Below are 11,994 nucleotides of genomic sequence, written 5' to 3' on the forward strand. Positions count from 1 at the left end.
ATCAGTCCCATTGCTATCACGCGCGGAGTCCGGGCATTGCGATTGTGACACCGGCGCAACAACGCTTCACGAAGCGAATCGAGCCTGCTTTGCGGATTAGGGTTCTGGCATGACGCATGTAATCCGAACGGCAACCGCGGACGACGCCGGCGGGCTGGCCGCGCTGGCCGCCGTCACCTTCCCGCTGGCCTGCCCGCCCAGCACGCCACCGGCAGACATCGCCGCGCACCTCGCGAACACCCTCAGCGAGGCCAGTTTCGTCAGCTATCTCGCCGATCCTGCGACCACCGTTCTTGTGATCGACGCCAGCGGGGAACTCCGCGGTTACAGCCTGCTGGTTGCCCGGCCGGCCCAGGACCCGGATGTGGCAGCGGCCCTGAGGGTGCTTCCTTCAACCGAGCTCAGCAAATGCTACGTCCACCCGGACCACCACGGTCTGGGCGCCGCCGCCGAACTGATGCACGCCAGCATCGGTGCGGCCGCGGCGGCCGGCGCCCGCGGGCTCTGGCTCGGCGTGAACGACCAGAACGCCCGCGCCATCCGCTTCTACGAAAAATGCGGTTTCCGCAGGGTCGGAACCAAGTCCTTCAAACTGGGCAGCACCGTGGAACACGACTTCGTGATGGAGCGCCCGCTTACTCCGTGACCAAGCCAACATGCCGCCGGGGGAATGGAGCCGGTGCCCCCGGGGTTGTGGCGAGCATGAAGATTGAGATCTGGTCCGACGTGGCCTGCCCCTGGTGCTACATCGGCAAACGGCGCTTTGAAACTGCCCTCGCGGCCTTCCCGCACCGGGATTCCGTGGAAGTCCAATGGCGCAGCTACCAGCTGGATCCTTCCCTGCCGGAGCACTATGACGGCACCGAACTGGACTACCTGAGCACCCTCAAAGGCATGGCCCCGGCCCAGGTCGCCGGCATGTTCGCGCACGTCTCCGAGCAGGCAGTCGGTGAGGGCCTCACCTACCGTTTCGACGACGTCGTGGTCGCCAACAGCTTCACCGCCCACCGGCTGATCCACCTCGCCGCGGCGCACGGGCAGCAGGACGCCGCCAAGGAGCGCCTGCTCAGCGACCACTTCGAGCACGGCAAGGACATCGGCAACCGGGAGTATCTGACCGCGCTGGGGCTGGACCTGGGGATCGCCGCCGCAGAGCTGGACGAACTGTTCACGACGGACAAATACGCCGACGACGTCCGGCTGGACTTCGAGGAAGGCCGCGCCCTCGGCATCACCGGGGTCCCGTTTTTCGTCATCGACCGTAAGTTCGGGCTCTCCGGCGCCCAGCCCGCCGAAACGTTTACCGCCGCCCTCGAGCAGGCATGGCAGGAGAGCCGGCCGCTGGAGATGGTCAGCTCCGGCGGGGACGCCAGCGGAACCGGAGACGTCTGCGGCCCGGCCGGCTGCGCCGCCCCATAGTCTCGGGCCCGCTAATCGCCGGCCCGGCCGCCGAGCCGCTCGTCCAGGGGTGGCCGCGGCTCCTTGATGAGCTTCACGCCCGGTGGCAGGCCGTCAATACTGCCGTCCCTGCCGGCCGCGTTGATGGTTATCCGCGAGCGTCCCAGTAGGACGTTCTGCGCCCTGAAGTCGCCGAATTCCTCCGGCAGGATCGGTGCCAGATGGACCGCGTTCCGGGTGAGATCGGGATCGAACCGCAGCAGGATGCGCGCCAGCTGGATGGGTGTCGCGGCGGCCCACGCCTGCGGGGAGCAGGCCGTGGGATAGGGTACCGGGCCGTGAAACTCAGACCGGTCGAAGCCGCAGAACAATTCCGGCAGCTGGCCGTCGAAATGCCCGGCGGCGTCCAGCAGACCGCTGGAGATCCTCCTCGCTTCATCCACGAAGCCGTAGCGCATCATGCCTGTGGCCACCAGGGCCGTGTCGTGCGGCCAAACCGACCCGTTGTGATAGCTGACCGGGTTGTAGGCGCCCATATCCGAGGCCAGCGTCCGGATCCCCCAGCCGGTGAACATCTTCGGCGACATCAGGTGTTCCACCACTGATGGGGCTTTCTCCTCGTCGACGATGCCGGTCCAGAGGCAGTGCCCCATGTTCGATGTGCAGGAGTCGACCGGGTTCTTGTCCTTGTCCAGCGCGATGGCGAAGTAGCCCTTGTCCGGCAGCCAGAATTTCTCGTTGAACGCCCCCTTGAGGGTGGCCGCGCGTCCGGCCCAGTGGTGTTCTGTCTTGGTATCCCCTGTTGTCCGGGCCAGCAATGACCGCGCCACGTACGCGGAATACACGTAGGCCTGGACCTCGCACAGGGCCGTGGGCGGCTCGGCCAGCCGCCCATCCGCGAAGTTGATTCCGTCCCAGGAGTCTTTCCAGCCCTGGTTGAGGAGCCCGTGGTCGTTGGGGCGCAGGTATTCCACGAAGCCGTCGCCGTCGCGGTCGCCGTATTTTTCAATCCAGTCCAGGGCGCGGTCGGCATTCGGAATGAGCGATTCGAGGATCTCGCCCGACAGACCCCAGCGGCTCAGCTCGCCCAACAGGCTGACAAACAGCGGTGTGGCATCCGCGGTGCCGTAGTAGGCAGTCCCACCCAGGGACAGGCCGGCTGTGACTCCGAGCCGTACTTCGTGTGGAATACGTCCGGGCTGTTCCTCCGAATCCGGGTCCATCTTCGAGCCCTGGATTTCTGCCAGGGTCTGGAGGGTTCCCACCGCCAGAGAAGGATCGATCAGGAGAGCCATGTAGGAGGACAGCAGGGAGTCCCGGCCGAACAGCGCCATGAACCACGGCGCGCCCGCGGCCACGGCCACCCGGTCCGGGTTCTCGGCGTCGAAGATCCGCAGCGAGCCCAGATCGCTTTGGCTCCGCTCCAGGGTTGCCTCGACGTCGTGGTCGGTCACGGAGATACGCGGGGCGTTTTCCTCCCACGCCAGGTGGCGTTGCACGCCCGTCCGTTGCCGGGGCACCCCCGCTTCGGTGAAGGGCTCCCTGGGGGCCACACCGTTGATGAGGGGAACGACAATGACGCTCGTGGACCAATTGCCCCGTGCCGGAATGTTCGCGCGGAAACGCAGTCCGTCACTGGTGATCTCGGCCCCGGCCGCACGGATGGCGGAGCCGCGCCGCTGCCCGTCGTGGACGGTTTCGACCAACAGCCCCTCGTCCCGCACCGTCCGGCTCAAGGCGGCGCCAGTGGTTTGGCGGCCACCTTTAACGTCGAAAAGATCTGCCTGATCGGCGTCCACCAGTATTTCGATGTCGCAATCGACTGCCTCACCGGAGTAATTGTGCAGCGTGATGTCGTCCCGAAGCCCGGGCCCGACGTGGCGTTCCTGCCTGACCACGAGAGGGCTGTCGAACCGGCCACCGGGCCACGTGGCACGGCCCACGAAGGTGGCCTCGAAGGCGTCGGGCCGCTGCGCCACAAGCGGCTCCCGGAGCGCGCCGTTTATCCGGAGGATCCACCGGGACACGATCCGGGTGTCCTGGTAGAACGCGCCGCTGGTTCCGCCCTCGGGACTGATATCCCCGCTGACGGCAGAAATGCAGAAGGAAGACCCCTCTACCAACGTTACGGCGTCGCCGCCAACGACGTCGGCTTCTGTGTCGGCATTCCATGCAGTCATGGCTGTGCTCCTTAGTCAGGGCCGCCGGGTGAAGATTTGACTCGAGTCCGGCGTCCGGATAGCAGCTCCCCGTATTCGATTCTGGTGCACGGCGGAAGCATCCGGAACCCCCGGGACCTGACGCTTTTCCACGAGCTGTGCATACAGATCCAGATGGTCGGCTACCATCCTCGCGGTGCTGAAAAGCTCGAGCGCCCGGCCCCTGCAAAGCGATCTGTCCAGCTCCGCGGCCAACGGGAGCAGACTGTGCAGCTGTTCTGTCGGGCCCAGGTACCCTGTCTTGCCGTGGTCCACGATCTCGGGTGCTGACCCGATCAGTGTGCCCACCACCGGGGTGCCCGCCGAAAGGGATTCGATCATGACCAGCCCGAACGGCTCGGACCACTGGATGGGATTCAGGAAAGCCATCGCCTCACCCATCAGCCGGTATTTGTCCGCGTCCCCCAGTTCGCCCAGGAAATCCGTGTTCGAGTCCAGGAGCGGCTCGATCACGGAGTGGAAGTACTCGATCTCCTGCGGCTCGCGCATTTTGGCTGCAATGCGCAGCGGAATGCCGGCGTTCCGTGCGATCTGGATTGCTTCACGCACGCCCTTTTCCGGGCACATTCGGCCGACAAAACAGACATAGCCGCCTTTACCGGAGCCGACCGGCACGGCGGCGACGTCCATTCCATGATGGATGACCCGGTTGACCGGGACATCGGGAACGCGGGAGGCCTGGTCACGAGAAATTCCAATGATGGCCGTGTTGGCAGCCATGGCACGGTACAGATCAGCAGACGCCACGGTGAGCGGGCCGTGAATGGTCGTCACCACCGGCACACTGGCCGTCTTCCGGGCCAACAGCGGTCCCGCCAGTGTGTGGTCATGGATCACGTCCACGCCTGTCAGCCCGTCATAGGCCCTGATGACATGGCTGAGCTCGGCGAGGGATACCCCGAGTTGATCTGGTTCTGAGGGCCGCATATTCCGCACCAAGGGTGCAGCGCAGGTGCTGTCCGACGCTGCGGCCAACATCACCTCGTGCCCGGCCGCGATGAATCCCCGGGCGAGGGAGTCAATAATCCTCTCGATGCCCCCGTAGCCAACGGGTGGAATCGGAATCCATGGTGCTGCAACAAGTCCTATCCGCATACTCGTCTCCGTGACGATGCCAAGCCCGGCCCCGGACGTGGCGACTGAATTGTTCAAAAAGGCCTCTGCTAAACCTGTTGTTCCGACTATCGCCCCGCGGTGCGCCCCCTGACAAGCCCCCAATGGAAACGGCTGACCGCCGCCGGAATCCTCACTTGGCGCCGGAGTTTTCCCGCGGAAATCTCCGGGTCGCCCGGCTGCGACTAACGGCGTTTTGCTGACAGATCGGGCTAGAGTGTCGGTATGCCCAGGATTTCGGCCGCCAGCAACGCCGCCCAACGAGCCGAGACCCAACAGCGCATCCTGACTGCGTTCGGCGAACTGCTGTTCACGCATGGACTGCCGGGGCTGACCATGACTGATGTCGCGCGGCACGCCCGGATCGGCCGCACTGCGGTCTACAACTACTACGCCGACATCGAAGAGCTCCTCATCGCCTATGCGCTGAACGAGACCGAGCGGTTCCTGCTGGACCTGAGGGAATCCCTCGACTCACTCGTAAACCCGGTCGACCGGCTGGCGCTCTACGTAAGAGCCCAGGTCGAGGACCTCAGCCGGCGGCACCTCCCGCCGGGGCCTGCCATGGGCGCAGTGCTCTCCCCGGCGTCATTCGCGAAACTGGCGGACCATGTGGGCGAACTCAGCGTTCTCCTGCAGGGCATCCTGCGGGACGGCATCGCCCAGGGGTACCTGCCGGAGGCGGACATCAGCCAGCTCGCGCAGCTGATCCACGGGACGCTGTCCTCGAGTGCCGCCCGCGGCGACGGTGCCGGCCAGGATTCCGAGGCAGAGGCCCGGCTGGCCCGCACCGTCCGGTTCGTGCAGCTCGGCGCCGGGGCGCGGTTCGACGACGACGGCCGCCCCCTCCGCTTAAACGCGTAGGCTCCACCGGGGCAGTGGGGCACCGGCGCTGCCGGGCCGCGGGGGTTGCTGCCCGGCCGGCGCTGTTATTTTCCGGGCGTGGGCGAAGCCGTCGGTGTCACGGCCCACTCCGATTCGTCCACTATCCGCCGGTCCTCGCGCGGGCAGCTGAGCTGTCCGGGCGTCTGGTCGACCAGTTCGGCTTTCGCCAGCTCCTTGAAATCCCCGGTGAGGATGACATCCACACTCGGGTCGGTCCGGCCATCCTGAAAATAGTCCGAGCCGGGCACGTTGCGCTGCACGCTAAAGGCCGCAGACTGGCCTGCCGCGCCGGAAACGACCAGGGCAACCCCGCGGTAGCTCGACGTCGTACTGGATACGGCCCCGACAATGAACTTCCTGGCCGCGAACTCGTCGGCCACGGACCGGGCCAGGCCCGGTCGGGACGTTGAATTGAAGACGTTGAGGTTGATCGTCTCTGGCGGGGTGTAATCATATAGCGCTGCCGGGCAGACGGACGCAGCCGCCTGGCTGCGCTCCGCCGTCGGAATCTTGATCTGGCCGTTCATGATCGCCAGTGCCACCACAATGGCAGCGGCAATCAGGCCGACGAGCAGCACCAGGACAACGCCATGCAGGATCCGGCGCCGCATCCTGACCGGGTTGCCGTGCGGATCGTCATCGTCCACGAACGTGGCCCGCAGGTCCGAGCCGGAAATGACGTGGTGACCATGCAGGACCGTGATGTCCTTCGGCTTCCTAGCCATTGATCACCAGGACGCGGGCATGGATCGCAGTGCGCTGGTGAAGCGCGGTCCGGACGGCGCGGTGCAACCCGTCCTCCAGATACAGGACGCCGCGGTACTCCACCACGTGCGGAAAAAGGTCACCGAAAAACGTGGAATCCTCAGCCAGCAGCGCCTCAAGGTCGAGGGTGCGCTTGGTGGTCACCAGATCGTCCAGCCGGACCGGGCGCGGCGGCAACGTCGCCCAGTCCTTGGGCGTGTTGTAACCATGTTCGGGGTACGGGCGTCCCTCGCCCACGGCTTTGAATATCACTATGCAAGCCTAGGGAACTTGGACGGCCAAAGGAATCCGCGACGCCCGGAGCCGGGAGGTTGTAGCCAAACGGTAACCATTTGTCACACCCCGCGCTCGCTCCTGTCACAATCAACGCAGGGCGACGGGTGCGGTCCACAGCCCATGCAAAGTTGCGTGCCGGCTGGGAGAATAGGGGCATGACAACTCCCGAGACCACAGCCTCCCCCTCGCCGTCGGCCCCTCCGCTGGCACTGCTGCTCGACGTCGACGGTCCCGTGGCGAGTCCCGATACCCGCACGGTCCGGCCGGCGATCATCGCGGACCTGCTGGCGCTGGCCGCGGCAGGGATCCCCGTTATTTTCAACACCGGCCGTTCGGCGGCCTTCATCCGCGAACAGGTCATGGAACCGATGATCGCCGCCGGGATGCCTGCCGGCACCCTCATTCACGCCATCTGCGAGAAGGGCGCTGTCTGGTTCAGCTACACGTCCACGGGTCCCGGCGCAGTCCACGTCGACCACGAACTGGCCATCCCGCGGTCTTTCGGCGACGACGTCCGCCGGCTCGTGGCCGAGGACTACGCCAGCCACATGTTCTTCGACGAAACGAAACTGGCGATGGTCTCCGTGGAGCAGCACATCGCCGTCGACAATTCCGACTACCGGGCCGAGCAGGAGCTGTTCGACGCCGATGCCATGGGGCTGATGGCCCGGCATGGCCTCGGAGTTGTGCGCCTGGACCACCACGCCCCGGATTCCGACGACCAGATCGACTACCGGGTCGATCCGACCATTATCTCGACCGATATCGAGTCGGTCCGGCTGGGCAAGGACCTTGGCGCGAGCCGTGCTGTGGAGCTGCTGGCGGCCCAGGGCATCACCCCGCAGGCCTGGCGAACAGTGGGCGATTCCCGCACGGACTACGCGATGGCGGATTGGCTGCACCACAACGACCACCCGGTGAAACACGTCGATGTCCGGCCCGCGGACGGGGTTCCGGTGAAACCGTACGAGGTACTGACCGCGGCCGATCTTGGGCTGGGCGGGGACGTCATCCACGACGACGCCGGCGCGGCCTTCCTGCACCGCTGGCGGTCGGCCCTTCTCGGCTGAACCGGGACCCGGGGTCACCACGGCGGGCCCGCGCGGCCCGCATCGGCGCGGTTTCGGCGCGGCTTCGGCGCGGCTTCGGCCGCCGAAATTCAAGGCGATTTTGGGGCGGACGTTATTATGCAAGTAGGGATAAATTCACGCAACGAATCACGGAGAATCGACATTACAGACGCATTGGTCCAGGACGAGATCTACTACGGCAGCCAGGCATCGGTAGACGCCCATGATGAGGTTACTTCCGCGGCTGCCGTGGCGAGATTCCGGACCCGCCAGGACGTTGTGCGCCGGCGCGGCCGGTACGGGCTCGTCAATGAGAACCGGACGCCGTACCAGGCCATGGTCGAGGATCTCATGTTCCTCCGGTCTGTGCTCGACGGCGCCGGCCTCGACTATCTTTTGGTCCGCGGCAACAACCACCGCCCGGTCATCGCCGTGGACTGGAAAGACCGTAAGGAACTCCGCGACGCCCTCGTGGACGCCTGCCACGATGAGCCCTTCTACTCCATGAGCGTCGATGCCAAGAAGAAATCCTCGGTTCTGGTGGCCGACGGGGAGCTCTCCCCCAACCGGCAAGCCCGGATCTTCCGGCTGTACCGGCCCCGGGTGGAGCCGGAAGGCGGCTTTGAGTTCGGCGCCTCGGCCGGGGTGCAGCTGGAATTGTGGAGCTTCGAAGGCGACCAGCTGATCCTGCCGATCGAAAACTCCCTGACGCGCCGGACACTGCAGGCCCAGGACGCAGTCCGCGGCACGGTGGAGCGCTACGGCCACACCTGGCCCACGATCGAGAACATGTTCGCGGACCACGCCAGCGACATCAGCTTCGATATCGACCTTGTGTTCTCCTGGGTGGACGGCAGTTCCCCGGAGTACATCGCGGCGCGGCGGGCCAGGATGGCCGGCGTCGTGGTGGGCGAAGGCGATGACCATGAAGCCCGTTTCCGCCAGATCGACGAACTCAAGTACGCGCTGCGGTCGGTCTACATGTTCGCCCCCTGGATCCGGCGGATCTTTATCGCCACGGACTCCCCCGCTCCCGCCTGGCTGGCTGAGCATCCCACCGTGACGATCGTCCGCAGCGAGGAGTTCTTCGCGGACCCGTCCGTGCTGCCCACCCACAACTCTCAAGCGGTGGAATGCCAGCTCCATCACATCGAAGGCCTGTCCGAGCATTTCCTGTACTCGAATGACGACATGTTCTTCGGCCGCGCTGTCGGGCCCGACACGTTCTTCACGCCCGGCGGCATAACCAAATTCATCGAGGCGGAGACCCGGATCGGGCTCGGCGACAACGACGCCGAGCGCAGCGGCTTCGAGAACGCCGCCCGGGTGAACCGGAAGCTGCTCTGGGACCGCTTCGGCCGGATCACCACCCGGCACCTGGAACACGCGGCGGCGCCGCTGCGGCGCAGCGTCATGGCCACGATGGAGCGGGAGTTCCCGGCGGAGTTTGCCAAGACGGCGGCGAGCACGTTCCGCGCGGCCGACAATATCTCCGTGACGAACTCGTTTTACCACTACTACGCGCTGCTGACGGGCCGGGCTGTCACCCAGACGGCGGCCAAGGTGCGCTACGTGGATACCACCGCCCGGGCAGGCCTCAATTACCTGCCCAAGCTGCTCGCAAAAAGGAACATGGACTTCTTCTGCCTCAACGACGGCAGTTTCCCCGAGGTCCCGGCGGCGGAACGTGCCGAGGTCGTAACGGACTTCCTCGAGAAGTACTACCCAATCAAGGCACCCTGGGAGAAGTAGGGGTCCCGGTTCCTGGCTCCTAGTTGCTGGCGGACAGCCGGCGCTGGCTGGGGGTCATGGCCGCGTCCTCTTGCCTTGCCTTGCTCGGGATGCGGATCCCGGCCGCCGCGATCCGCCGCTGGACTTCCTCTGCCGAGACGAGCTCGCCGACGGCAGGGGTGTCTCCGAGCAGCACCACGGAATGCACGATGGTGTGTTCATAGACGTGGACGAGGTTGAACGCCTGCCCGCCATCGCGCCCGCGGGTCCCGCCCACCGGAACGTTGAGGTCCTGCGTGTAGCAGGTCGCCGACGCCACTGAAACCGGGATTCCGGCGAAGGTCGCCGTCGTCGAATAGTGCAGGTGGCCGCCCAGAATGGCCCGGACGTCAGAGTTACGCAGCACCCCGGCCAGGGCGGCCTGGTCCCGCAGTTCCACCAGGACGGCAAGGTCCAGGACCGATGGAACCGGCGGATGGTGCAGGGCCAGGATCGTTCCATCCGGGGCGGGGGTTGCGAGCTCGGCCGCGAGCCACTCGAGCTGCTCCGGGCTCACCTCTCCGTGGTGGTACCCGGGGACGGAGGTGTCCAGGGTGATGATCCGCAGCCCGTTGATGAAGTAGCTGTGGTCCACTGGGGCGTCATCGGCCGGCTCGTCGAGCAGTCCGGTGCGGAAGTGTGCCCGGTTGTCGTGGTTTCCCATCGCCCAGATGACTTTCGCACCCATGGCCTTGCAGGCGGGCTCTACGATGGCCCGCAGCTTGGCATAGGCCTCGGGTTCGCCCTGGTCAGCGAGGTCGCCGGTGAAAATCACCGCTTCGGGCCGCGCGCCGGAAGCAAGCACTTCGTCGAAAAGTTGCTGCAGCAGCGCGTCGCTGTCGACAACACCATGCAATGGTGCAGGGCCGCCCAACAGGTGGGGGTCACTCAGATGGAGTAGAAAATGACGTGGCCGGGGGTGCTCGGCCTCGATGAGCTCCATTGCTACCTTCCTGGTTGGGTGGGGGCGGTTACCCCCAGCGTCCCTCTCAGTAAGATCTATCCAACCAGACATCCGGCCAACTTTGTGCAAACTCCAGTAGGCATGTTTGAAAAGAAGCAACAACGGGTATTCCGGCGGACACATACCTATTCCGGTATGTGTCCGCCGGAACGTGCTTACTCAGGTACCGGGCGCCTAGCTCAGGTAGCCGTTCGGGTTCAGCACGTACTTCGTGGCCGCACCGGCGTCGAACTCCGCGTAACCCTTGGGAGCGTCCTCCAGGGTGATGGCCTTCGCGTTGACGTTCTTGGCGATATGGACCTTGTCATGCAGGATCGCCATCATCAGCTGGCGGTTGTACTTCATCACCGGACACTGCCCGGTTGTGAAGCTCAGCGACTTCGCCCAGCCGGTGCCGAGACTGATGGACAGCGCACCCACCTTGGCCGCCTCGTCCACTCCGCCCGGGTCACCCGTGACGTAGAGACCCGGGATGCCCAGGGCACCGCCGGCTGCTGTAATTTCCATCAGCGAGTTGAGAACCGTCGCCGGCGCTTCCTTGGCGTCGTGGCCGTGTCCCTTGGCTTCGAAACCGACAGCATCAACGCCGCAGTCGACTTCCGGAACCCCGAGGAGCTGTTCGATCTGCTCCGCGGGCCCGCCTTGGGACAGGTCAATGGTTTCGCAGCCGAAGCTGCGCGCCTGCGCCAGTCGGCCCTCGTTCATGTCGCCGACAATCACGACGGCGGCGCCCAGCAGCTGTGCGCTGGTGGCCGCGGCCAGCCCAACGGGACCGGCCCCCGCGATGTAGACCGTGGAACCCACGCCCACCCCGGCGGAAACGGCGCCGTGGAAGCCGGTCGGGAAGATATCCGACAGCATCGTCAGGTCCATCATCTTTTCGAGGGCCTGGTCCTTGTCCGGGAACTTCAGCAGGTTCCAGTCCGCATAGGGGACGAGGACGTAGTTGGCCTGGCCGCCGACCCAGCCGCCCATGTCGACGTAGCCATAGGCGGCGCCCGGGCGGGCGGGGTTGACGTTCAGGCAGATACCGGTCTTGCGCTCCTTGCAGTTCCGGCAGCGGCCGCAGGCGATGTTGAAGGGGACCGAGCAGATATCCCCGACCTTGATGAATTCGACGTCCGGTCCGACTTCCACGACTTCGCCGGTAATTTCGTGGCCCAGCACCAGGTCTGCGGGGGCAGTGGTGCGGCCACGGACCATGTGCTGGTCTGAGCCGCAGATGTTCGTGGCAACGGTCTTGAGGATCACACCGTGGCGCACCGGGCGGCCCACATTGGCGGGGTTGACCCCCGGGCCGTCCTTGAGTTCGAAGGTGGGGTAGTCAATGTCGATCAGTTCGACCTTGCCCGGACCCTTGTAGGCAACGGCTTTGTTCCCTGTCATCACTTTCCTCCTGGTTTCACGGACCCCCAAGATGAGCGTCCAGTTGTGATTCACGAAGCGAGTTGATACACCGTCCCCGGGCTACTGCGGCCCCGCAGCCGAAACGCGCACGCGCGTGAGCCATACGGGGGTGCCCGGTTCATTTGGA

General features: G+C 65.5%; 11 protein-coding genes. 5 read left to right on the forward strand and 6 right to left on the reverse strand.

Annotated elements, in window-relative coordinates; translation table 11 throughout:
* The first annotated feature begins 109 nt into the window (after window positions 1–109).
* Window positions 110–646: a GNAT family N-acetyltransferase gene (locus tag AC50YM_RS00660; protein WP_494955090.1), complete on the forward strand. Its 537-nt coding sequence runs from the start codon at window positions 110–112 to the stop codon at window positions 644–646.
* A gap of 56 nt (window positions 647–702) precedes the next feature.
* The gene (locus AC50YM_RS00665; protein WP_494955091.1) at window positions 703–1,419 is read left to right on the forward strand and encodes a DsbA family oxidoreductase; all 717 of its coding nucleotides are present in this window, start codon (window positions 703–705) and stop codon (window positions 1,417–1,419) included.
* 11 nt (window positions 1,420–1,430) lie between these two features.
* Here AC50YM_RS00665 and AC50YM_RS00670 read toward each other — a convergent pair whose 3' ends face one another.
* Window positions 1,431–3,578 (reverse strand): amylo-alpha-1,6-glucosidase, encoded by a 2,148-nt coding sequence (locus AC50YM_RS00670; RefSeq protein WP_494955092.1) that lies wholly within the window; start codon window positions 3,576–3,578, stop codon window positions 1,431–1,433.
* A 15-nt stretch (window positions 3,579–3,593) separates the two neighbouring features.
* On the reverse strand, window positions 3,594–4,712 hold the full coding sequence (locus AC50YM_RS00675; RefSeq protein WP_494955093.1) for a glycosyltransferase family 4 protein: 1,119 nt from the start codon (window positions 4,710–4,712) through the stop codon (window positions 3,594–3,596).
* 243 nt (window positions 4,713–4,955) lie between these two features.
* On the opposite strand from AC50YM_RS00675, the gene AC50YM_RS00680 reads away from it, so the two are divergent.
* Window positions 4,956–5,594, forward strand: coding sequence for a TetR/AcrR family transcriptional regulator (locus AC50YM_RS00680; RefSeq protein ID WP_494955094.1), 639 nt, complete (start codon window positions 4,956–4,958; stop codon window positions 5,592–5,594).
* A gap of 65 nt (window positions 5,595–5,659) precedes the next feature.
* Here AC50YM_RS00680 and AC50YM_RS00685 read toward each other — a convergent pair whose 3' ends face one another.
* Window positions 5,660–6,340, reverse strand: coding sequence for a LytR C-terminal domain-containing protein (locus AC50YM_RS00685; RefSeq protein WP_494955095.1), 681 nt, complete (start codon window positions 6,338–6,340; stop codon window positions 5,660–5,662).
* The gene (locus AC50YM_RS00690; protein WP_494955096.1) at window positions 6,333–6,632 is read right to left on the reverse strand and encodes a type II toxin-antitoxin system VapB family antitoxin; all 300 of its coding nucleotides are present in this window, start codon (window positions 6,630–6,632) and stop codon (window positions 6,333–6,335) included. The genes AC50YM_RS00685 and AC50YM_RS00690 overlap by 8 nt, the downstream gene beginning before the upstream one ends.
* 179 nt (window positions 6,633–6,811) lie before the next feature.
* On the opposite strand from AC50YM_RS00690, the gene AC50YM_RS00695 reads away from it, so the two are divergent.
* Both AC50YM_RS00695 and AC50YM_RS00700 read left to right on the forward strand, forming a co-directional pair.
* Complete coding sequence (locus AC50YM_RS00695; protein WP_494955097.1) at window positions 6,812–7,726, forward strand: hypothetical protein; 915 nt, start codon at window positions 6,812–6,814, stop codon at window positions 7,724–7,726.
* 117 nt (window positions 7,727–7,843) lie between these two features.
* Complete coding sequence (locus tag AC50YM_RS00700) at window positions 7,844–9,478, forward strand: stealth family protein (RefSeq protein WP_494955098.1); 1,635 nt, start codon at window positions 7,844–7,846, stop codon at window positions 9,476–9,478.
* 19 nt (window positions 9,479–9,497) lie between these two features.
* On the opposite strand, the gene AC50YM_RS00705 is transcribed toward AC50YM_RS00700, so the two are convergent.
* Both AC50YM_RS00705 and fdhA read right to left on the reverse strand, forming a co-directional pair.
* Complete coding sequence (locus tag AC50YM_RS00705; protein ID WP_494955099.1) at window positions 9,498–10,439, reverse strand: phosphodiesterase; 942 nt, start codon at window positions 10,437–10,439, stop codon at window positions 9,498–9,500.
* 195 nt (window positions 10,440–10,634) lie between these two features.
* Window positions 10,635–11,846, reverse strand: a complete 1,212-nt coding sequence (fdhA, locus tag AC50YM_RS00710; protein WP_494955100.1) for a formaldehyde dehydrogenase, glutathione-independent — start codon at window positions 11,844–11,846, stop codon at window positions 10,635–10,637.
* Window positions 11,847–11,994: the final 148 nt, after the last annotated feature.

The sequence above is a fragment of the Pseudarthrobacter sp. RHLT1-30-1 genome, from assembly GCF_059383415.1.

What these genes read in the sequence shown, in the direction of transcription:
- AC50YM_RS00660 (WP_494955090.1), top strand. Translation starts at nt 110, where the DNA reads ATGACGCATGTAATCCGAACGGCAACCGCGGACGACGCCGGCGGGCTG.
- AC50YM_RS00665 (WP_494955091.1), top strand. Translation starts at nt 703, where the DNA reads ATGAAGATTGAGATCTGGTCCGACGTGGCCTGCCCCTGGTGCTACATC.
- AC50YM_RS00670 (WP_494955092.1), bottom strand. Translation starts at nt 3,578, where the DNA reads ATGACTGCATGGAATGCCGACACAGAAGCCGACGTCGTTGGCGGCGAC.
- AC50YM_RS00675 (WP_494955093.1), bottom strand. Translation starts at nt 4,712, where the DNA reads ATGCGGATAGGACTTGTTGCAGCACCATGGATTCCGATTCCACCCGTT.
- AC50YM_RS00680 (WP_494955094.1), top strand. Translation starts at nt 4,956, where the DNA reads ATGCCCAGGATTTCGGCCGCCAGCAACGCCGCCCAACGAGCCGAGACC.
- AC50YM_RS00685 (WP_494955095.1), bottom strand. Translation starts at nt 6,340, where the DNA reads ATGGCTAGGAAGCCGAAGGACATCACGGTCCTGCATGGTCACCACGTC.
- AC50YM_RS00695 (WP_494955097.1), top strand. Translation starts at nt 6,812, where the DNA reads ATGACAACTCCCGAGACCACAGCCTCCCCCTCGCCGTCGGCCCCTCCG.
- AC50YM_RS00700 (WP_494955098.1), top strand. Translation starts at nt 7,844, where the DNA reads ATGCAAGTAGGGATAAATTCACGCAACGAATCACGGAGAATCGACATT.
- AC50YM_RS00705 (WP_494955099.1), bottom strand. Translation starts at nt 10,439, where the DNA reads ATGGAGCTCATCGAGGCCGAGCACCCCCGGCCACGTCATTTTCTACTC.
- fdhA (WP_494955100.1), bottom strand. Translation starts at nt 11,846, where the DNA reads ATGACAGGGAACAAAGCCGTTGCCTACAAGGGTCCGGGCAAGGTCGAA.